The sequence below is a fragment of the Gilliamella sp. LMG 34359 genome (assembly GCF_984569085.1).
Genome location: NZ_OZ474906.1, coordinates 3,103,265 through 3,125,908 on the forward strand (window position 1 = coordinate 3,103,265; position 22,644 = coordinate 3,125,908).

The 22,644-nt window shown below is 37.2% G+C and carries 20 protein-coding genes, 1 tRNA gene, 1 other RNA gene and 1 CRISPR repeat array; of the genes, 3 read left to right on the forward strand and 19 right to left on the reverse strand.

The window, feature by feature from the left end; all coding sequences use genetic code 11:
- Positions 1-35: 35 nt before the first annotated feature.
- The 13 genes from csy2 to AC5LXV_RS14240 form a co-directional block, all read right to left on the reverse strand.
- Positions 36-953, reverse strand: coding sequence for a type I-F CRISPR-associated protein Csy2 (csy2, locus tag AC5LXV_RS14180; RefSeq protein WP_493463632.1), 918 nt, complete (start codon positions 951-953; stop codon positions 36-38).
- On the reverse strand, positions 953-2,329 hold the full coding sequence (csy1, locus tag AC5LXV_RS14185) for a type I-F CRISPR-associated protein Csy1 (protein WP_493463633.1): 1,377 nt from the start codon (positions 2,327-2,329) through the stop codon (positions 953-955). The genes csy2 and csy1 overlap by 1 nt, the downstream gene beginning before the upstream one ends.
- Before the next feature lie 68 nt (positions 2,330-2,397).
- On the reverse strand, positions 2,398-2,721 hold the full coding sequence (locus AC5LXV_RS14190; RefSeq protein WP_493463634.1) for a hypothetical protein: 324 nt from the start codon (positions 2,719-2,721) through the stop codon (positions 2,398-2,400).
- A 446-nt stretch (positions 2,722-3,167) separates the two neighbouring features.
- Positions 3,168-6,503, reverse strand: coding sequence for a type I-F CRISPR-associated helicase Cas3f (cas3f, locus tag AC5LXV_RS14195; RefSeq protein ID WP_493466841.1), 3,336 nt, complete (start codon positions 6,501-6,503; stop codon positions 3,168-3,170).
- The gene (gene cas1f / locus AC5LXV_RS14200; protein WP_493466842.1) at positions 6,500-7,453 is read right to left on the reverse strand and encodes a type I-F CRISPR-associated endonuclease Cas1f; all 954 of its coding nucleotides are present in this window, start codon (positions 7,451-7,453) and stop codon (positions 6,500-6,502) included. The genes cas3f and cas1f overlap by 4 nt, the downstream gene beginning before the upstream one ends.
- 167 nt (positions 7,454-7,620) lie before the next feature.
- Positions 7,621-8,188: direct repeats of the CRISPR family, unit length 28 nt; unit sequence TTTCTAAACCGCCTACACGGCGTTAAAC.
- 233 nt (positions 8,189-8,421) lie between these two features.
- Positions 8,422-9,174 carry a TSUP family transporter gene (locus AC5LXV_RS14205; RefSeq protein ID WP_493445250.1) on the reverse strand — a complete coding sequence of 251 codons (753 nt, stop codon included), beginning with the start codon at positions 9,172-9,174 and terminating at the stop codon, positions 8,422-8,424.
- A 2-nt stretch (positions 9,175-9,176) separates the two neighbouring features.
- Positions 9,177-10,244, reverse strand: coding sequence for a chorismate synthase (gene aroC, locus AC5LXV_RS14210; RefSeq protein WP_110432825.1), 1,068 nt, complete (start codon positions 10,242-10,244; stop codon positions 9,177-9,179).
- A 35-nt stretch (positions 10,245-10,279) separates the two neighbouring features.
- Positions 10,280-11,173, reverse strand: coding sequence for a 50S ribosomal protein L3 N(5)-glutamine methyltransferase (gene prmB, locus AC5LXV_RS14215; protein WP_493466843.1), 894 nt, complete (start codon positions 11,171-11,173; stop codon positions 10,280-10,282).
- A 129-nt stretch (positions 11,174-11,302) separates the two neighbouring features.
- A tRNA-Ser gene (locus AC5LXV_RS14220) sits at positions 11,303-11,390 on the reverse strand.
- 68 nt (positions 11,391-11,458) lie between these two features.
- Positions 11,459-11,548 (reverse strand): cytochrome bd-I oxidase subunit CydH, encoded by a 90-nt coding sequence (gene cydH, locus AC5LXV_RS14225; RefSeq protein ID WP_110432823.1) that lies wholly within the window; start codon positions 11,546-11,548, stop codon positions 11,459-11,461.
- A gap of 30 nt (positions 11,549-11,578) precedes the next feature.
- Complete coding sequence (prc, locus tag AC5LXV_RS14230) at positions 11,579-13,639, reverse strand: carboxy terminal-processing peptidase (RefSeq protein ID WP_493468006.1); 2,061 nt, start codon at positions 13,637-13,639, stop codon at positions 11,579-11,581.
- Between the two features lie 21 nt (positions 13,640-13,660).
- Positions 13,661-14,197, reverse strand: coding sequence for an RNA chaperone ProQ (proQ, locus tag AC5LXV_RS14235; RefSeq protein ID WP_110432821.1), 537 nt, complete (start codon positions 14,195-14,197; stop codon positions 13,661-13,663).
- Between the two features lie 63 nt (positions 14,198-14,260).
- The gene (locus AC5LXV_RS14240; protein ID WP_493466844.1) at positions 14,261-14,617 is read right to left on the reverse strand and encodes a DNA-binding protein; all 357 of its coding nucleotides are present in this window, start codon (positions 14,615-14,617) and stop codon (positions 14,261-14,263) included.
- Positions 14,618-14,795: 178 nt separating this feature from the next.
- On the opposite strand from AC5LXV_RS14240, the gene AC5LXV_RS14245 reads away from it, so the two are divergent.
- The 3 genes from AC5LXV_RS14245 (at position 14,796) to rnpB (ending at position 16,202) form a co-directional block, all read left to right on the forward strand.
- Positions 14,796-15,077: a helix-turn-helix domain-containing protein gene (locus tag AC5LXV_RS14245; protein WP_110422807.1), complete on the forward strand. Its 282-nt coding sequence runs from the start codon at positions 14,796-14,798 to the stop codon at positions 15,075-15,077.
- Between the two features lie 187 nt (positions 15,078-15,264).
- The gene (locus AC5LXV_RS14250; RefSeq protein WP_110432819.1) at positions 15,265-15,627 is read left to right on the forward strand and encodes a hypothetical protein; all 363 of its coding nucleotides are present in this window, start codon (positions 15,265-15,267) and stop codon (positions 15,625-15,627) included.
- 186 nt (positions 15,628-15,813) lie between these two features.
- Positions 15,814-16,202, forward strand: an RNA gene (gene rnpB, locus AC5LXV_RS14255) — RNase P RNA component class A.
- Between the two features lie 2 nt (positions 16,203-16,204).
- Here rnpB and AC5LXV_RS14260 read toward each other — a convergent pair.
- From AC5LXV_RS14260 to AC5LXV_RS14285, 6 genes are all read right to left on the reverse strand, one after another.
- Positions 16,205-16,897 (reverse strand): DedA family protein, encoded by a 693-nt coding sequence (locus AC5LXV_RS14260; protein ID WP_110432818.1) that lies wholly within the window; start codon positions 16,895-16,897, stop codon positions 16,205-16,207.
- Between the two features lie 26 nt (positions 16,898-16,923).
- Positions 16,924-18,384, reverse strand: a complete 1,461-nt coding sequence (gene tldD / locus AC5LXV_RS14265) for a metalloprotease TldD (RefSeq protein WP_493466845.1) — start codon at positions 18,382-18,384, stop codon at positions 16,924-16,926.
- A 71-nt stretch (positions 18,385-18,455) separates the two neighbouring features.
- Positions 18,456-19,931, reverse strand: coding sequence for a ribonuclease G (rng, locus tag AC5LXV_RS14270; protein WP_110432816.1), 1,476 nt, complete (start codon positions 19,929-19,931; stop codon positions 18,456-18,458).
- 12 nt (positions 19,932-19,943) lie between these two features.
- A complete protein-coding gene (gene mreD, locus AC5LXV_RS14275) occupies positions 19,944-20,435 on the reverse strand; it encodes a rod shape-determining protein MreD (protein ID WP_110432815.1) in 492 nt (163 codons plus the stop codon).
- Positions 20,422-21,264: a rod shape-determining protein MreC gene (gene mreC, locus AC5LXV_RS14280; RefSeq protein ID WP_110432814.1), complete on the reverse strand. Its 843-nt coding sequence runs from the start codon at positions 21,262-21,264 to the stop codon at positions 20,422-20,424. Before mreC ends, mreD begins: the two co-directional genes overlap by 14 nt.
- Positions 21,265-21,380: 116 nt before the next feature.
- Positions 21,381-22,424 carry a rod shape-determining protein gene (locus AC5LXV_RS14285; protein ID WP_065562215.1) on the reverse strand — a complete coding sequence of 348 codons (1,044 nt, stop codon included), beginning with the start codon at positions 22,422-22,424 and terminating at the stop codon, positions 21,381-21,383.
- Between the last annotated feature and the right edge of the window lie 220 nt (positions 22,425-22,644).

Below are 22,644 nucleotides of genomic sequence, written 5' to 3' on the forward strand. Positions count from 1 at the left end.
AATTCATTCCTTTTTTCAATGCTAAACTTGTTTAATTAATCTTGATTAATAATATAAATATCTGCGTCATTCGATTGCAGTTCGCTGCATTTATAACGCCAAAATGCTTGTGATAAATTTTCTTGTAACCTTAGTGGAAATACCCACTTACCTAATCCATAAATACATTCGACAAATTGTGTTGGATGTTGATTACTACGGGCATGTTCAACCATTCCTGCGTCAAACAGTGGTGAAATAGCTTGATAACCAAGTGGTATCGGCACTAACCAACCTCGTCCCTGCTTGACCGATGTGGTTTGCCAATGCTCTTTTTCTTGCGGATGATGATGCAACATGGCAGTTTCAACTAACGCATCAAGTGCAGTAGCATTCGGATCTTTTTGTTGTAGCTCGGCAGTAATTTCCTGTAACTCTTGCTGTGCTTCTACTAAAACAAATGCTGGTAATAAAAGTTTTGATAAGGATTTATCTGACTCATCTGAAGAAAGTAATGAGACATTTTCTATTGATATAACCTGACCACCGGCAATACGTTGCTGATAAAATTTTTGCTTCATCTGCTTAATAAATGCTTTTTGTTGCTCAGTATTGTATAAGGTTTCAACATCGTCTATTTTCACCTCTATTAGCAATGAGACATCAAGATGAACTCGACCTTCTTCAATAATTGAACGAGTATCACCATTTTTAGCTAACGGATTGCGAGTGAGTCGAAATGTATAATCAGAATAGTTATTAGGTCGATAAACTTGTACATCACAATCATGACAAGCGATTAATACACCATCCAGATAGATAGGATGATCCGACTCAATTTTTCGATTTAAAGCATGAATCGCCCCTAAAAATCCCGAAATAGCCGGAAAACCATAAGTTAACGGACTGGAGATGGCATTGGCATTATGAATTTTGACATGATCAAAAAAGAGATAGAATGTTAAATCTGCCATTAGAAGATCCCCTCCTTCCTACGTTGACTGGCTTTTACTGCTTCGCGAAATTCGCGACGCCACTCTTGAGATTCAGCATCAGAGAATTGTTTTTTAGTATTGTCGAATTTTTCTATTAAGGCATTTTTAATCCAAAAAGCAAAATCCTTTTCTAATTCAACAACCCAATTACCTTGCTCATACTGATGTTTAAAGTTTTCTTCATCTTCAAGTTCAGCCCGATTAGGATCAAGCCAAAGTTTTTGTGACATCAGCAACGAATAATCACGACTCCAACCTGCCGGCATTGAAGTTTGTATATTCCGAGCAAATTTAAGCAATAAAGTTAAAATAACCGCAAAGGCATCTTTTCGATTATCACGCTCTTCAACTACATTTTTGGGTGCAGCAACCATATCGAACAGTAAGCGAAAACCAAATCGGCAGAAATACTGTAAGGAATTGTCAAATACACTTTCTTTTTTTTGACCAATTGACGGAAATTGAGAGCGCTCGAATTTAGGTGGCATTGAAGGTAGTAAAAAATTACGACCGCCTTGATTACTGGTTAATTGACTTACCCCTTGTGGATTACTACCACCAAGTTTTACCACTGCTAAGTGATGGAAAGTAAAATAAGGTTGATGTTCTACTCCTTTCAAGCGCCGTTGTTCACGAGCTTTTTTATTTTCTTCGGAAAAGCGGGTTTGTACTTTTTGATAGACTACATTACACAAAGATGTGGGATGCAGAGGAACAAGCAATCGATAATTATCTTCTTGTTGTGACAAATAACTCTCTTCACTATTCGGCCAATAAAGTTGCTTATTAAGTTCGTCAGCTTTCGGTTTTTCAAAATCATTAAAAATAACTTTTTTAAAATTGGCTAAATAGATTGCTGCTTTCTGCTCATCATCAGATAGCGCTTTTAATACAGCTGGATGATCGTCAATAATTAATTCTAATAATGTTTTATTATTTACGGTTTGATTTAGAAGAGAAAAGATATCAAGAGAAGCAGCGTTTCCCGAACAGTCTGCTTTAATAGTTAATGGGGTTAATGAAGAAACATATTGCTGCTCATTAGGTCTTGCTATTGTAAAAAAGTTAATATTATTGCCTAAACTTGAAGAATGAATGCCTTTAGAAGTTGTATTACACACCGATATCCAGAAAATACGTCGAGTTGCAGCATCTTCCATCCAATTTTCAAAATCAAATTTTTTACTCAGTTCTGACATCTTCTGTTGAGATTCATTTACAGCCTTTTGATCGCCTGCTTGTGTAGCTTTTTCTAATTTGGTCAATTCACTTTTATAACTGCTGTTATTAGCAAGCCGTTGCTGAAGAAAGTCGACAATAACCTTTCTTATATCTTGCCAAGAAATATTATTCATTGGCCCTCCTTATATTTGTAAAAATGAAACAAAAAAAGGCTTATACTTTTTAGTATAAGCCTTTATTTTTATGCTACTTTATAAATCAAATATAACTTTAAAATATTAAGTGCGTCATTATTATATTTCAACTCATTATTAGCGCTTAAATGACGATATTTTTCTTTATTTAACTGCAAATTTTTAATTAATAATTCAACTTCTTTTCTAGTTGAGATATTAAGTATTTTCATAATATCTTTTATTGAATAATAATTAGAATTTGATGCTAAATCTAGAATAAGTTCATCATTTGCAGCTTGATTGTCAATTACAATTTTTTGCAATTTATTTAACTCAAATTTGTCAATTGAAATTTGACAGGCCAATACTAAAGAATTATTATTAGGCATAATTTTTTCTCCTATTGTTCTTAGGGTTGAAATTTAAAACCTTAGTTGTTGGCCCAACTAAGGTTTTGTTGTTTTTAGATCGTATAAAATTTAATACTTAAAACATGTAACTTTCATTACATGTTTGTAATGTTATATATTAACCAAACATTAGTCAATTATTTTTTTTGCTAAAATAATTTCATAGGGACATTTACCCAGAAAGAAAAATCATTTACTATTGATAAATAAGGAAAAACCGCCTATTCGGCGGTAATAAATAAAATTAACATTTATCATAATTTCATATTTCTAAACTACCTATACGGCAGTGCAGTTAAGTATAGAGTAATTACTCTAACATTACTAGCATGCACAACTCAGCTGATTATTTTCTATAAAACTAGTTATGTAAAAAACTTTTTTTAAATATAAATTTTTCTAAAAATAATAAATAACCTCTTCTTTTAGCTTCTATCTTTATAAAAACCAAAATAGGGATGAAAACACCAGCGTGTTTCGCTATTCACATTAATAGTACAAAATTCATTAGCTAGCCGATAATGATTTTTATCTGGAAAATATTCTGCTATTTGAGTAATCGCTTGCTCAACGGTATTGGTAAGCCATGGCTGTATCAATGGATTGCTAAATTGCCAATTATCATATTTAAAATTTTCGTTTTGCGGATCACCACAAAGTTCATTTGGCGTTTGCCAAGCGATTTCGGCATAACTAAATCGGTATTCGCCATTGTCATCAAGTTGGCAGATATACTCCTCTTGTGGTTGCTCTTGCAGCCTGAAAGGCGAGATTAACTGTAGATGGACACAATGGTGATGTGCCAAATCGGTTTGCCAATAACTGGTAACATAATTACTTTTGCGCGCATTGATTGGAAATAAATTTGCCATAACCTTATGTTCTAGTTCTGCTAATGTTAAGCCTGCTTGCGAATCAGTCATAATGCGAGGAGTCGCATTAATATTTTTTAATTGTTCTGACGTTATCAGTTGTTCAGTCTTATGCGTTTTTAATAAAAATAATGGTTTTTGCTCAAACCCCGGTTTAGTAAAACAAGCGCTATTAACACCTAAATTATTGCCGTTTTTCATCGCTTCTAAATTACTGCCTAGAATCGCCACATTGGCACTTTCGGCTATTTTTTCCGGTCTATGCCGCCAAACGCGTCCTACTAACTGAATAATTGAACGCATTGAAGATGGCTCTACAATAGCCCAATCATAATCATGATCACGTCCAACTTCAGTAACCGGTGTGCCGATGACAATAAATATGTGATGTTGTTTATCACTGTCTTTTATTGCTGCACGGATTTCAGGTTGTTGAAATAATTTATTAGCATCACCACGGTTTAAAATTCTATCCAGTTTCTCTTCTAGTTGACTGCGCAATAATAGCAGTTGTCTGGCATGATAAACCACCAGATGAAATTGAACATTTGCCGGTAACTCAGTTTGCTGGTAGATTTGCTTAGTGAGCGACATCACATCATCAATGTGCGCAAAGCGCATTAAACCGAGACTAATTTTTTTGTTGGTTTGCGGATCTTGTTGATGATGCTGTAAATGAAAATGATAAGCTTGATCTAATAACTGTTGCGCCAATAGAGCATAGCCGAGATCTGAATTTTCTTTTTTATGTAATGAGTAATTTAATAATTCTAAAATTTGTCCTCGACGACGAATTGTCCCTTGTTGCAACTTATCTATTCTTTTTTCGATAAACTTCGTATGATGATGTTTAAAATTAACAGTATCAGCTATTTGTTCGACTGACTGCTGATATTCATCAAACCATCCACAAATAATCCCCTGATTAGACCTTCCTGTATTCTGATTCCAAATTTTTCGACCAGCTTGATAAGCATCAAATAAACCAGCAATAAGGTCTGGCGTTAAAGTGGCTGATGAGAGTAACACTTTACTGCCATAAAGCCCGGCTAAATGAACTAACCTTGCCAAAGCAGGTAAATCTCGCTGATCAAAATCATCCGGTTCATCTAAGATTAAATCCGCTGTAAGCAACCTTAAGGTAGGGGCAATATATTTGCCACCTCTGAGACATTCGCTAGCTTGCATTAAGTGATCAACAGTACATGTCACAATTGGCGCATAGATTAATTGACGAGCCTTACTGTTTTCGATAATGGTACCGAGTTCACAGTCAGCAATACCACTCTCTGCCACATCAATATATTCATCGACTAACGATTCTGTCGATTCACAACCAAGAGTTTCGGGATTGATCTCTTTATCTTTATCATTTTCATTTTTATCAATTTCCGCTTGATTTTCTAACTCAAATAGGGTCTTTGTTGCCCGACCACCAACCAAAATAGCCAAATGTTCATCGGTTAAATGCAATCTTTCACGTAATGCTTTACCAGTTTGTAAGGTTAATACTCGTAATCCTAAAGCAATCGTAAATCGCACCCCACGCTGTGGATTTGATAATGCATACATAATTCGCCCATTAGCTAAGGTTTTACCACAGCCGGTCGATGCCATATTAACGCCAAAAAAGCCATTATCATCACTTAATTGTTGATAACTTTTAGCTAAATCAAAAGCATGGTTTTGCCATTGAAAGCGTTTAATGGTAGTGCGTTGCATAAATGGTTTATGCTGATTAATTGCTGGTAATTCAGTGTTGATTTTAGGTAGCAAGCGAGCAAAACGAGCGGCAAAATTAGCAACACCTAATAGATGATCATCTAATCGTTGATTGGCGTGCTGGCTTTTATTGGTATTGGCGATAAGAATATCTTTAACTTCTTCTGCTTCTTCATCATTGCTTGATATGCTGGAATAGTTATGGTCAGCAACCATAAGGCTTAATCGTGATAAATGTAATAATAATGAATCAATATTGGTTAGTTGCATTAAAGGAGTGTGATGAATTGCCTTGTTTGCATAGCGACTTAATTTTTTAAGCCAAGATTGGCTTAAGGTTATATCACTTTTAAGTTGCCAAAAATCGGCGCTGTCTTCAATATTACTATTTCTAACCCAGTTTTCAACAGCAGTAAAAGTGCTAAAAAAACTTTTTAGTTTTAGACCAGATAGAAACATATCTCTCAGTAGCTTCTTATCTTTATCACCTCCTAATGAAGTTTTTAAAAACGGCATACGATGGTGTGACACAATTAACCAGCCAATCCATTGAGCTAATAATGGTAATTGAGAGAGGTCATTATTCTCTGTGCTAGTAAGATTATGATACCAATCTGGTTTAAGTTGTTGATAATCGACAAAATTAGCTAAACGGGTTAAAACCTCTTGATTAGTGGTACAATCACGAATCATCAATAAGAATAACTGTAATGAAATCCATTCATGACGAAATGGATCACCTGCCGGTCGACTTTTACGTAATTTATCTTGAAAACCGACTGTCGCCTTACCCAAATCATGCAATAGCGCAGCAATGGTTGCGATAAGTTGGATAGATGTGGCATATTGCCAACTATTTTCACTATCATTGCGTAATACATTACGCTTAGTACGATTAGTTGGCACTCGGCCTTGTTGATTAAATTGACTTTTATCGCCAACAATCCAGAGTAGATCGGTTAGATTTTTTCCATGCGTCCAGTAACAAGCAACGGCAGTATTTTTTCGCGCTGTTTTACGTAATAATTTATACAGTGTCTGCAAACCATCGGTAGTCATCGGCGTTTGCCAAGTTCGTTCACCACAACGTTCAGCAAACTGATCGATAATACGACGAGTCTGAGTTAATGCATTTTTCTTGCATTGGCTAACCAGTAAAATATTCATGTTTTATCTGCTATCTGCTTCAATGTATCAATAATCATATCCAGCGCACCTAATTGCGCAAACTGTGAAATACATGCCTGTCGGAACTCTTTTTCACTATCACCTTGTTTAGCTGATATAAAAGCTTGGGGTAACACAATACCATCTTTAATAATATCAGCAGCATCAAATACTAGCCCTCCTCGCCTAGTTTTGCCATGTAATATAGCCAAACCATGTGGTAAGCCTAATACCCAACAAGCTGTTGCTCCTAATCCATAAGCTAAATAATTACCATGATCTAAAAATTGATTAGCAGGATCATAATGCTTGCCTCGTGAGCCTTGCTGCCGTTTAAAATTATCATCTTGTAAAGTCAGTTGATTTGCCATGCCATAAAGGCGTTTGCTGATGCGCCCTTCAGCAGCTAACAATGCTTGACTTGTTGTAGCATCATTGAACTGTTTTTCAGCATCGTTTAACAACGTAGTGAGTTGCTTATCGTCAATTTGCCAATCAAATTTCGGCCAACATTGTTGAATAATTTTGAGTCGCTGTTGTTGAAGGGTTTTAGCGGCTTGTAGGCGAAGATTATCGTCAAACCAGAATTGACACCAACTTTGCAGATATTCGGTTGCACGATATTCACTTTGCGGTGAAAAAAATTGGCAGGCAAATTCTGATTCTGTCGAGGAAAATAGAGGCGTTCCCCCTCCCCCACAAAAGCCAATCATGACTCCTGCACGAGAAAGTTCACGCACAGCAGCTTGAGTTAATGAAGTGCCGGTACCAAGTAAAATACAGCTAGTATTAGCTATTGGAATGTTCCAATATAATGACTGCTGCCCTTGATCAGTCACATATTCAACTCGACCGCCATTGACTAAAACTCGACAATGCTCCAAATAATAGATATTTGCACGCTTAGAATGTAAAATCGTTTTAAGATCAGACGAATGAATCAAATCCATGATATTTAGAAACTAAATTCAATTTATAATGATGATAAAATAACATTATTTTGTGTAAAAAACGATCTTTTTTTAAATAACTATAATTATCCAAAAGATGATACAAATGATTTTGCTGCCAACACGGCGTTAAACGGGATTATCGAAGTGCAGAATGTAGTTATGTATTTCTAAACCACCTACACGGCGTTAAACTGTTCGGACTCCACTATCAACGGGCGGCAGTTTTTCTAAACCGCCTACACGGCGTTAAACCTATGACATCGGTGGTCAAATTGACCACCAATTTTCTAAACCGCCTACACGGCGTTAAACCCGGTCTATTATTTTGAAACCGGAATTTTTGATTTCTAAACCGCCTACACGGCGTTAAACTTACACGTATATTAAATGATACTATGCAAAACTTTCTAAACCGCCTACACGGCGTTAAACTTGCTTGGCTAATGGGAAAAAATACATTGATTTTTCTAAACCGCCTACACGGCGTTAAACGTGTTGCAGTAACGCCAACAAACTGTGAAAATTTTCTAAACCGCCTACACGGCGTTAAACTTGTTTCAATTCCCGCTCGTAATAATAAATGATTTCTAAACCGCCTACACGGCGTTAAACATGCTAATTCAAATTCAAGTAGCTTTTTGTTCTTTCTAAACCGCCTACACGGCGTTAAACAATCGAATGCAATTGATGATTATGTCTAAGGATTTCTAAACCGCCTACACGGCGTTAAACTAGAAACCAATATAATATAATCATTGTTCAAATAAAGGTAAATGACAATTTTGCTATAAAAAACCCTTTTTTTGAGCCCCAATTTAACCTATTGATTTTTATATTATTTAATTTGAGCCGCAAAAAAGGGTTAATATTTATTTAAAATCTAGACTTTGTGAAGAGCAAAAACCCGGTTCCTCAAAAAATTTTGGGGAGCCGGGTTATTCGTTAATTAAGACTTTTTTATTCTTCTAGAAGAAGTTTTCGTAAATGAGTTTGATGCTCATGATGGTTGAGACGGTAATTAACATTGGTCTTATTAATTTTCGGCCTTTTGCGATAACCATTTTGGCGCCTAATCTTGCACCGATAAATTGCCCCACTAGCATGACAAGACCGATTGACCATACTACTTCGCCACCAGCTATAAAGAAGATTAACCCGGCTAAATTAGAGGTAAAATTGAGTACCTTGGTGTGAGCAGTGGCTTTGGTGAGATTAAATCCGGCTAAGGTAATGTAGGCAACTGCATAGAATGATCCTGCCCCAGGGCCGAAAAATCCATCATAGAATCCGATAACCAATGCCGGTAGTATGGCAAATTGAAGTATGGTTAAGCGGCTTTTGCGGTCGTTTTCACCAATGGTTGGTGATAGTAGGAAGTAGAGTCCAACGCTGATAGTTAAAATTGGTAAAAGTAATTTTAAGAAGTCGGCTTGGATGTGCATGACTGATAATGTGCCAAGTGCTGAACCAATAAAAGCGCAGGCTATCGCCCATTTTTGCTGTTTTAAGTCAACCATGCGCTGACGAATAAAATAGAGGCTGGCTGAGAATGATCCACCACAGCTTTGTAATTTGTTGGTAGCTAAAGCACTAGCTGGGGGTAAGCCAACTGCGAGCAGTGCGGGAACCGTTAATAATCCACCGCCACCAGCGATAGAATCAATAAAGCCAGCCAACATCGCAATAAGAAAAAGTAAAGCCAGTAATTCGTAACTCATGATTATTTTACTTCACTACATTGTGCGCGGTGTCGAAGATAATGATCCATAAGGACAATTGCAACCATTGCTTCTGCAATAGGCACAGCACGAATACCGACACAAGGATCGTGTCTGCCGTGGGTTGATACTTCGACGCTTTCGCCATTAATATCTATTGATTGGCCGGCAATTTCAATACTTGGTGTTGGTTTTAAGGCGATGTTAGCGATGATGGTTTGACCTGAGCTAATTCCCCCTAGAATACCGCCTGCATGGTTGGATAAGAATCCTTGTGGTGTAATTTCATCACGATTTTCACTGCCACGTTTGTTGACAGTAGCAAAGCCGTCGCCTATTTCAACACCTTTTACTGCGTTGATGCTCATTAGGGCATGGGCAAGATCGGCGTCAAGTTTATCGAATACTGGCTCGCCTAATCCGACTGGAACATGCTCAGCCACAATAGAGACTTTAGCACCAATTGAATCCCCCTCTTTTTTTAGTTGTCTTAGGAGTTCATCCAGCGCTGCTAATTTACTCTCATCTGGGCAGAAGAAGGGATTTTGCTCGACTTGTTGCCAATCTTTTAATTGGCATTCGATATCTCCCATTTGCGCTAAATAACCACGAATGGTGATACCAAGTTTTTCATGTAGATATTTTTTAGCAATAGCGCCTGCGGCAACACGCATAGCGGTTTCTCGAGCCGATGATCGACCACCCCCTCGATAATCGCGAATACCGTATTTTTTTTGATAGGTGTAGTCAGCGTGACTAGGTCTAAAGATATCTTTTATTTTGCTGTAATCTTGTGAACGTTGGTCGGTATTTTCAATCAACAATCCAATACTGGTGCCGGTTGTAATACCTTCAAATACCCCTGATAAGATTTTTACTTGGTCAGCTTCTCGACGTTGCGTAGTGTAACGAGAAGAACCAGGACGGCGGCGATCAAGATCATGTTGCATATCGGATTCAGTTAAACTCATTCCTGGTGGCACACCATCGACAACACATCCTAATGCCGTGCCATGTGATTCGCCGAAGGTAGTGACTTTAAATAATTTACCTATTGAATTTCCTGCCATAGTTGTTTATTCCGATTTTTATTTTTATATTTAATTTATTCAAAATAGTGTTGATAAGCTATTAAGTCATTATAAGTTAGTGAAAATACACCCAGCCCACCATGCTCAAAGTTTATCCAATTAAAAGGGACTTCTGGATATTGTTCTTGTAAAGATACCCAGCTATTGCCGACTTCACAAACTAATACACCGTCTGGTGTTAGATAGTTACTGGCGTCATATAAAATTCTTTTTACTAAATCTAAGCCATCAAATCCAGCTTCAAGTGCTAATTTTGGTTCATATAAAAATTCGTCAGGAAGATCGTTCATGTCTTCATCATCGACATAAGGCGGATTGGTGACGATTAGATCGTATTTGTTATCCGGTAATCCATCAAACAGATCCGATAAAATTGGTGTGACTTGATATTGCATATCATGCATTTCAATATTAGTTTGCGCAACATCAAGGGCTTCTAATGAAATATCAGTAATATCAACTTGTGCCTCAGGAAAAGCGTAGGCGCAAGCAATACCAATACAACCACTACCGGTGCAGAGATCTAAAATGTTATTTGGTGGATTAACGATTAAATCGTTAAATTGATTGTTAATCAGTTCGCCTATTGGTGAGCGTGGAATTAATACCCGTTCATCAACATAAAAGCAGTGTCCACAAAACCATGCTTGATTGGTTAAGTATGGGGTTGGTAAGCGATCGGTAATTCGTTTGTTGATGATCTCGTTTAGTTGTTGTTTTTCATCGTTAGTCAAATTTGCGGCATAAAACTCAGGAGGAATAAATAGGGATAAGCCTAGGGTAGCTAAGATAAGTTGTTTAGCCTCATCAATAGGATTATCTGTGCCATGCCCTAAAAAGATATCTGATTGACTAAGTTGCGACGTGGTCCAGCGTATATAATCTTGAACAGTGCGTAAGTTTTCCATATTAACTCCGAAAGATCGAGGAGAAGAAGAGGTTACTCGTCACGTCAGATCATTAACTTTATGGAACTATGCCGTCGGTAATGATGAGAACCTTTAAGTTCTTTACTGCAATGACTAAATGAATTTTAATGGCGGTGAGGAAGGGATTCGAACCCTTGATACGTTGCCGTATACACACTTTCCAGGCGTGCTCCTTCAACCACTCGGACACCTCACCTTAATTTCGCACCCGCTTTTTGAAAGCAGGGTGCATACTATAATTATCTCTAACTAATTAATCAAGTCTTAATTCATATAAACGATAGCACCAAACACGGCAATTACCATTAAAACTAGCGCGGTTGTAGCTAAAGCATATTTTAAGTTAGTACACATAATATTGGCTCCTTACTTTTGATTTTGCCGCTATTCTATTGCTTTTTCTAAGGAAATAAATCCACCAAGGGTTTTATTTGCTTCAATACTTGGATAATTTGGAATTAGATCAAGTAGAATTTCAACCGCTTCATCGAGAAAAGCATCAGGCTGTTTATAATCTTTAGGCAGATCCTTTAAACTCTTAATTGCTGGTAAACCCGCTCGACTTAAGCGTTCGTTCGTGCGTTTTAACTCACGTTCATCATTAGCTTTTTGTTCGGTTTCCCGTTCTTTTTTGTTTAATGACACAGTATATTTGTCACTTGTTTTGCCATTATATTGCTTGATATCTTCCTCAATATAATTAAATTCAGGATTGTTGGCAATTCTAGCTTGGTGTTGCGCTTTTAAGTTAGCTAATAGTGGTTTAATATTGGCAACTGTTGCATAATCTGCTGAGGGGATTTTATCCCATGGCATAGCATTATCTAAAAAGCGTTCACCTGTTTCATCCACATATTGACTATTAGTCATTTCAATATCAGGTTCCACACCTTTTAGTTGAGTACTGCCACCATTAATGCGGTAAAATTTTTGGACAGTATATTGAGCACCACCAAGTTCAGGCCATTTAGGGTGTATGCGTGCATCAACAGGATATGAAATATTTCGTGATGTTTGTACAGTTCCTTTACCATAAGTGGTTTCACCTACGATAACGGCGCGACCATAATCTTGCATGGCTGCGGAAAAGATTTCTGACGCCGAAGCACTATAACGGTTTATCATCACAACAATTGAACCAGTATAATCAATACCTCTGTTTTTGTCGTCATAGATGTTGACTTTTTGTAGATTATCACGTACTTGCACTACAGGCCCGCTGTCAATAAACAATCCAGTTAACTCAATAACTTCCGCTAAAGAACCGCCACCATTATCACGCAAATCAATAACTAGTCCTTGCAATTTTTTACTATTGGCTTCCATTAATAATGAATTAACTTTTTTGCTTAACCCTATATAGAAGCTTGGTATTTCAATAACACCTATTTTGCCACGACTATTATTGATGATTTTTAATTTTGCTTCACGGTCCTCAAAATGGATTTTATCACGCGTAATTTCAACCACTTTCGGTTTGCTGTTATTACCAGCAGGTAATATCTCTAATTTCACTACCGTGTTTTTAGGTCCGCGAATTTTATCAACGATATCATCTAAACGCCAACCGATGACATCTTCAATCGCTGAATTGCTTTGGCCTACGCCGATGATTTTGTCGCCGACTGATAATAATTTACTTTTTTCAGCTGGACCACCGGTTACAAACGACATAATAACAGTATAGTCATCTTGTTGACTAAGGGTGGCACCTATTCCTTCAAATGATAGACTCATTTCTGAATCAAAATCGCGTTTTTTACGTGGTGCTAAATAACTCGTATGCGGGTCAATTTCTCGAGCAAACGCATTCATAAAGACTTGGAAACAATCTTCATTATTTGATTGTACGATAGTTTTTAGCACACGTTTATAACGTTTGGTTAATACTTCTCGGATTTGACTTTCATTTTTGCCGGTTAACGCCAAATTCAATTCATCGTATTTAACGCGTTTATCCCAATAGTCATCGAGTTCTTGTTCCGTTGTTGGCCAAGCGATGTCTTCTCGTTTGAAATTCACTTCATCATTCGTCGTGAAGTCCATTGGACGCTGTAAAACATTAAGTGCATATTGATATCGGTCGTAACGTTTTTTCAAGAAGAGATTATAAATGTCGTAAGCAGTTTTTAGATCGCCATCTGTTAACTCTTGACCTAATTGCTCTTGGTATATGCGAAATTTGTTTACATCATCTTGCAGAAATATGGTTTTGTTACCATCTAATAATTTAAAGTAACGATCGAAAATTTTAGCAGAAAATGCGCCATCTAAAGAAAAATCACGGTAATGTGATTGGGTAAAAAAGTTGGTCACACGTTTGGCAACGACTTGATGTATTTCATCTTGCTTTAAAACGGGAATTTGTTCAGTTTCTGGCGCTTTGGCATGAACAGCTGAACTAATAATACATAAAAGGAGACCGAATTTAAAAAAACCTTTCAGTAAATTATTCATATAAATTCTCTATCGATTAATAATGTGCTCAGGTTTGACCGTAAGTTCCATTCCTGTTCCAACTTTAACTTTGATTTGATCTTTCTCGATTGTGATGATTTGTCCGGTTATTGGTTTTTTACCAACATTAACTTTCACAGAGTCACCTATTTTCAAAGCTCGAGGTTTGCGAGTAGGTTTGGGAGCTGCTTTGCGTTTTAATTTAGCACGCTCTTTCGCTTGTTGTTTACTCTCTTTTAGTAGTTGTTGCGCATGTTCCATCTGTTCTTTGGTAATCACTTCTGTCGCGTTACCATCTAAATCGACGCGATTGGCCCCTTCTTTTATACTATAGAGATAACGCCAACTCATGGTGTAGGTTCTAAGTGCAACGCGAAGTTTGGTTTTGCTCAGTAATTCACTGCTTTCCAAGTGAGTGATAATATCTTGAAAGATACCGATCTTTAAAGGCTTAGCCTCCCCTTCAAGAGAAAAACAATTGGGAAACTGCTGGCTTAAATAATTAATAATGTCTTTGCTACTTGTTAATTGAAACTGATTTTCCATTGAATATTCCATAGATACTAAAATTTTCTGACGCTAAAGTATATCTCAGCTTATACAATAACACTAACTATCTTTTTTCTGTTTATTAATAAAAGAAATAAAATCTTTAACACCGTTTCGCATTAGCCATGAACTGACAATTGTTTGTTCTTCTGTAGATAGTTGTTCAAACGCATTTATCCAAAGCTGTAGTGGATCGATAGGGGCAATGAGATAAGTCGCATTTTCCTCTTCGAGATATAAGGCTTTTTTAACATCAATGGATAAACTATTTATATGGTATTCAAGTGCTTTACCCCGAACACCAGAACGCTTACGTGAGATCCATTTTTCACTCCTTGCTTTACGATTGATACCCTGTGTTGTCGATGGCATCCCTGCAATATTTAATAGTTCTTTTGGTGAGAACCACTCTTTCATTTTAATTATCCCAATCTTAATAAACAAGAAAAAATTATAGAAATTAAAGAAACTTTGATACAATAATAAGAAACTACTTACCATTGGTATTTAAAGTTAATTTATCAACTTACTGGTTTTAATAACCAGAAAGCATAACATAGATATTCGAGGTTATAAAATAAGAAGGAAGAAAAAAATGGAAATAAAATCTAATGACTGGCATAAAGCAGATATCATTGCCGCATTAAAGAAGAAAGGAACTACTCTAGCAGAGTTATCCCGCCAATCAGGTTTAAGTTCCTCAACACTTAGTAATGCGCTTATCAGACCATGGACAAAAGGAGAGTCAATTATAGCCAAAGCGCTTAATTTAAAACCTTCGCAAATTTGGCCAAGCCGTTATATTAATTCGATGACCAGACAGCCAATTAAGCGAGTTTTACGAAAAACTTCCGATAATCCACCAAAAAACAGTTGATCAGAAATTACCGAGTTAACATTTTTTATAACCATATGGAAATATTTAGAAACTTAGTGTTTTGTTTCCATATGTTATTTTTCGTTATCTTTTTTGTATTAATCTCATTTGCTTATCTTTAATAATATTAATCCTATGTTAGGATATGTTATCCTCGGCTATAAATTTTTTGGATAGGCAATAACATATGAAACATTTTAGTAAAATTTTGCTGCTTTTGTTGTTTACATTGGCATTATCGGCATGTTCGCAAAAAAACTATTTCGAACAAGGTACACCTCTGAGTTATGAAAAAGTTAATAGAATTGTCGAAGGTTCAACGCCTGAGGCTCAACTGTTACTAATTTTTGGTGAACCAGCAAGTAAAGTTGTTATCAATGAGAATGAATCAAAATGGACTTATCAATATCTGAAAAAGAGTTCAACCAGTAATGTTTTATTGGGTGAAACCTCATACGATATTGTTGAAAGTACCTTAGAAGTGATCGTCAAACAAGGAGTTGTAACCGGGTTTGATTATTCACAAAACAATAAAGAGAAGAAGTGGTAATTATCTGAGGATTTTAAAGCACATTGATTAGATGTGCTTTTTGATTATTTACTTTAGCCATTTTGGGAAGCTTCAGTTAGTTATTCTCAAATTTAACCTGATTATTTTTTATTTTTGTTTAGATTCCTTTCATATATACCTTATTCTGTTCTGGACAAAAGTCTCTATTAGGTTATACTCTTTGGCGAAATTAACCAGACAATCGCTGCTTTGTTGTAGTCCCTTGCAAAAGGGAGACAAACAGAGGGGAGGAAAGTCCGGGCTCCATAGGGCAGAGTGCCAGGTAACGCCTGGGGGATTTTGGCGCGAGCTGAGATTCACGACTAGTGCAACAGAGAGTATACCGCCGATGGCTTAGCAATAAGATCAGGTAAGGGTGAAAGGGTGCGGTAAGAGCGCACCGCGCAACTGGTAACAGTTGTGGCACGGTAAACTCCACTCGGAGCAAGGTCAAATAGGGATTCATTGGCGCGGCCCGCGTTGAATCCGGGTAGACTGCTTGAGCTAATGCGTGAGCATTAGCCTAGAGGAATGATTGTCCACGACAGAACCCGGCTTATCGGTTAATTTCACCTTTTTACTTTTTTACTGACTCGCTTTGTTTTGCTTGCTTTTTACTACTTAACCAACGTTTTACCGCTAGCCAAATCGAAAAAATTAAGCCTAACACCAATAAAAATACCGGTATTAACATCAATAACGACATGATCTGTTTTTCATAGGTTTTGAAGACCGGTGATAAACCAAATAAATAACCTAATGTGACAATCAAAAATATCCATAATGTCGCGCTGATCCAATTATAGATATGGAACTTGCGGCTATGTAAACCGGATAATCCCGCCATCATCGGTAATAAAGTACGCACAAATGCAATAAATCGACCTATGAATAACGCTTGTAAGCCATATTTGTGGAATAGCACTTCTGATTTACGATGATATTTTTCTGGTAAGTGCGCCATCCAATTTTGTACAATTTTGGTATTACCCAGCCAGCGACCTTGGGCATAACCAAGCCAAGTGCCGAATGCCGCACCAGCTATAAGAATTAAGTTGATAAGACCAAAATGAAAAACATCAAGACTAATCAATACCCCTGTTAGAAACAGTAAACTGTCACCCGGTAAAAAGGCAGCTGGTAAAACGCCATTTTCTAACAAGATGATAACAAATAGCATGCCATATAGTATCCATAACACTTCTGGATTTGAGAGTGTCTTGATATCCATATGAACAAATGCTTGGTAGAGTGTAATGATTGTATCCATTTAGCTTAATTTCCCATTATTTATTGTTATTTGTGGTTAATAGTACCACCGACGGTTAAATTATTCACTTTTAAAGTTGGTTGACCAACACCAACAGGCACGCTTTGCCCTGCTTTACCACAAACACCTACGCCAGGATCAAGTTCGAGATCATTGCCTATCATCGAAATTTGCTGCATAGTTTCAATACCTGAACCAATAAGCGTTGCACCTTTAACCGGTGTGGTGATTTTGCCTTTTTCAATTAAATAAGCTTCAGAAGTTGAGAACACAAATTTGCCCGAGGTGATATCCACTTGGCCACCGGCAAAATTAGGTGCATATAGCCCATAATCTACGCTTTGGATGATCTCATCAAAAGTTGAGTTACCGGCAAGCATGTAGGTATTGGTCATTCTAGGCATTGGTAAACAAGCGTAGCCTTCACGCCGACCATTGCCAGTCGAATGGCAATTCATTAATTTGGCATTGAGTTTGTCAAACAAGTAACCTTTTAAAATACCGTTTTCAATTAATACCGTTTTTTGACTTGGTGTGCCTTCATCATCAATAGAGAGTGAGCCACGACGATTTTCAATTGTTCCATCATCAACAATGGTACAGAGTTCTGAGGTCACTTGTTGGCCAATTTTCCCTGAAAATACTGAGCTATTTTTACGATTAAAGTCCCCTTCTAATCCGTGTCCTACTGCTTCGTGTAGTAATACTCCCGGCCAACCGGCACCGAGAACAACTGGCATAGTGCCAGCTGGAGCTGCTTTGGCTGAGAGCAAAACTAAGGCTTGACGAACTGCTTCGCGGGTATAACTATCTACATGACTCTCACCCGTTTTGTGATTAGTCGTTAAAAAGTAGTCATAACCAAATCGACCACCACCACCACTGCTACCTCGTTCACGTTTACCATCTTGTTCAACAAGAACTGATACCGATAAGCGAACTAAAGGCCGAATATCCGCACATAAAGTACCATCAGTGGCGGCAATTAGAATATCTTCATAGCTGCCAATTAAACTTGCTGATACTTCAATAACTCTTGGATCAATTGCGCGCGCTAACTTATCGACTTGATGTAATAGAGCAATTTTTTGTTCTTGCGCAAAGGTATTTATTGGGTTAATCGAAGGGTACTTCCTGATGTTGTTAGCCGTTTTAAATGGTGTAACTGCAATCGGTGTTTGCTGTTTAGTGATTGAGTTTGCTGCCAACACACTCTGCTCTAAACGAGCTAGTGAAAGCTGGTCGGTATAAGCAAATCCAGTTTTTTCACCAATAATCGCTCTTACACCAACACCTTGATCACGATGAAAAGAGGCATTTTTGATGATACTATCTTCAAGTGACCAACTTTCGTAATAACCAGATAAAAAATATAAATCACCAAAATCAATTTGCCTTGAACTAAGCATATCAAGCAATTTTGCTATATCTTGCTGATTTAAGTTATTTGGATTGAGTAACCGTTCACCCACTTGAGTTACGTTCATAAATTCCTTAATCTAATGATTTTAAATATAAAATTGTAAAAATTATTGTTTTTTTAACTAATTAATTTTGATTACATAAGTACGACATCGTATTGTTCTTGTATATACAATGGCTCGACTTTAACTTCGACCCGTTTGCCAACAAACACTTCAACTTCCGCCAATGCGTGTGATTCATCAGTGGTTAATGCATTAGCCACTGCCGCCGAAGCATATACCAAGAAGTATTCAGAGCGATGAGCTTTGTATACTCGGACGATTTCACGAAGAATTTCGTTACAAACCGTTTCAACCGATTTAACAATTCCTCGTCCTTTACATGCAGGGCACTCTTCACAAAGTATGTGACCAATGCTTTCACGCGTCCGCTTACGTGTCATTTCGACTAGCCCTAAACCAGAGAAAGTATTTACCGAAGTACGGGCGCGATCCTTGGCTAAAAAGTCTTGTAATGACTGCAATACCCGCTCACGGTGAATATTTTCTTGCATATCAATAAAGTCGATAATGATAATACCACCTAAATTACGTAATCGTAATTGCCGAGCAATGGCAATCGTTGCTTCGATATTGGTGTTAAAAATCGTCTCTTCTAAATTACGATGACCGACAAATGCACCTGTATTAATATCAATGGTGGTCATGGCTTCGGTCTGATCAATAATTAAATAACCACCCGATTTTAATTTGACTTTACGATCTAAGGCTCGTTGAATTTCGTTTTCAATATCATATAGATCAAATATAGGAATATTACCGCGATAATGGCATAGTTTATTAGTTACTTCCGGCATAAACTCTTGAGTAAACTCAACCAATAAGTCATAAGTCAGTTTCGAATCAACTAAAATTCGTTCAATTGGGTCACCGACAAAATCACGTAATACACGTTGCGATAAGGCAAGTTCGCCATAGACTAAATATTTGCTAATTGGCCGTGCCATTCGCTCTTGAATTTTGGCCCATAACCGTTTTAAAAAGTTAGCGTCTTGTTCAAGTTCATGAGCATTTGCGCCTTCGGCTGCGGTTCTGACAATAAAGCCTGTTTCATCAGTGACATATTGTTCAACAATTTTCTTAAGTCTTTCCCGCTCTTCTTCCGATTCAATTCGCTGGGACGTTGCAACATGCGCAGAATTAGCGCCCGGCATCAATACTAAGTAACGTGATGGCAATGTGATGTCGGTAGTAAGTCTAGCACCTTTAGTGCCTAAAGGATCTTTGACGACTTGTACCATTAAATCTTGGCCTTGACGAACTAGTTCAGAAATATCTTTCACTTGAAACTGTTCTTGTTCACTATCCGATACGCACTCGGTATGTGGCATGATATCCGAGGCGTGCAAAAATGCAGCTTTTTCAAGCCCGATATCAACAAACGCCGCTTGCATTCCGGGTAAAATACGAATGACTTTACCTTTATAGATATTACCGACAATACCTCGGCGAGATTCCCGATCAACGTGGATTTCTTGTAATATCCCATCTTCAATATATGCCACACGAGTTTCTGATGGCGTAACATTCATTAATAATTCAACAGACATCATGATTCCTTATTAACTGATAGCAAATTTCCGTCTTATCAGTCGTAAGAATAGAAAAATCACTATCCATAATAAACCATCGACAAAACTAGATATAAAAATTAAAGGTGAAATCGTTACGGTATGATAAATAATTACCTGAAGTAAAAATATTAATAAGTTGTAACAAAGTGAAACAGCAAATATGATAATTGATTGTTGCCATAAAGCTAAATTGCGAATTAATTGGAATTTAAACATTAACAGATATGCTACGCAGCAAAATATAATTGCATGAATACCTAACAGCGTTCCTGAAAATAGGTCTAAAACAATACCTAATAAAAATGCTACGCTCATACCTACTCGATGTGGCAATGCTATTAACCAATAAGCCAAGACTAACACTAATAAATGAGGTTTGAACATATTATATTCTGGTGACCAAGGTATGATCTGTACACATAAACCAATTAGCAATGTTAACCAAATAATCAATATACTGATTCGATTATTCCCCATCATGTTTTACTCCTTGCTCACCCCACAATAGCAATAAATAACGTAAACGTTTTAAATCTGCGGTTGGCGTAGCAGAAATTATCGGGGTAGAATCTCTAATATCAAGTTTAACTGAACTGACTACCGCCACCGGATACCCTTCAGGAAAACGGCCATCAAGCCCAGAAGTAACTAAAACATCACCAACTTTGATATCAACATTATTAGGTAAAAAATCAAGGGTTAAATCTTTATTACATCCATTGCCAACAGCTACCATTGATATATCATTTCTTAGTACTTGTACGGGAATTGCATGTTGATAATCACATACTAATATCGCTCGACTAGTTGCTTGAGCGGTTTGATAAATTTGTCCAACAATACCTTTTTCGTCAACTACCGGTTGACCGACGTAAACACCATTATTTGCACCTTTATCGATTACCACTTGATAAACATAAGGATCGGTATCGGCTAATAGTACTTGAGCAGCCATTTTATGTTCATCGTGCCTTAAAGGCGAACCTAACAGTTCTCTTAGGCGATCGTTTTCATGTTTTAAATGTTCAAGTAATAGTAGATCACTTTTTTGTTGCATCAATGTTTCTTGCAATTTTGCATTTTCCTTAACTAATGTCTCTTGCGTTTTTGACATTTCATATAGGGAATCAAATGATGATTTTGGTGCACTTGAAACATGATAAAGTGGTGAAACTATAGTATCTAAATAATAACGAACCTCTTTAAAAGGACGATAATTGATGTCTAACACTATTAACGTCAAAGCGAGTGCCAGTGCTATAAATAATTGAACACTCAGAGGCGAACGTTTAGAAAAAAGTAATTTCATTGTCCAGTATTTACCTGTTATATACCTAGAATTTAGCAATTTTAAGATATGACTCCGCCGACAACGTCGGCGGGAAAAATGAAATATTCGTTACTTATAGGTAATATTGTATATGATTACTCTTCACTGAAGAGATCACCACCATGCATATCTACCATATCAAGTGCTTTACCGCCACCACGAGCCACACAAGTCAGTGGGTCTTCAGCAACGACAACGTGAATACCTGTTTCAGCAGAGAGTAATTTATCAATATTACGTAATAAAGCACCACCACCAGTTAATACCATACCATGCTCTGAAATATCTGAAGCAAGTTCTGGAGGACATTGTTCAAGCGCAACTTTAACTGCACTAACAATACCACTTAATGGCTCTTGTAATGCTTCTAAGATTTCATTTGAATTTAGGGTAAAGCTACGCGGTACACCTTCAGCTAAATTACGCCCACGAACTTCGATTTCAAGAACTTCATCACCCGGATAAGCACTACCAATAAAGTGTTTAATTTTTTCAGCAGTTGCTTCACCAATTAATGCGCCATAATTACGACGAACATAATTAATAATTGCTTCATCAAAACGGTCACCACCAATGCGAGCCGAAGCGGAATAAACCACACCATTTAATGAAATAACGGCAACTTCTGTTGTGCCACCACCGATATCAACAACCATTGAGCCGGTTGGTGCAGAAACAGGTAAATCAGCACCAATGGCTGCAGCCATTGGTTCTTCAATTAAATACACTTCACGGGCACCCGCACCTAATGCGGATTCACGAATAGCACGGCGTTCAACTTGTGTTGCACCAACCGGAACACAAACCAACACACGTGGACTTGGTCTTAAAAAGCTATGGCTGTGAACTTGTCGAATGAAGTACTGTAACATTTTTTCAGTTACGGAAAAGTCGGCTATTACACCATCTTTCATTGGTCTAATCGCCGCAATATTACCTGGCGTACGCCCTAGCATCTGTTTCGCAGCATGCCCAACGGCAGCAACACTTTTGGGTGTCCCTGAGCGATCTTGACGAATGGCAACAACTGAAGGTTCGTTAAGCACAATACCTTGCCCTTTAACATAAATGAGGGTGTTAGCTGTACCTAAATCAATCGATAAATCATTTGAAAACAAGCCGCGAACTTTTTTGAACATAATAAAAACTCTTCCTAGAATTAATCTTGTTTAAATATATTTGAGTATTAGAAGCAAACTTAGGCGTCTACAAAATATATATTTTTAATTTTATCCGACAAATAATAGATTATTTAGCGAATAAAAACCACAGCCAGCCTCAATAATAATTAAGGATTACTATTGTATCGCAATTTGAAAATAATACCTAGAAAATAGTATAACAAGTGAGTGTAAAGGA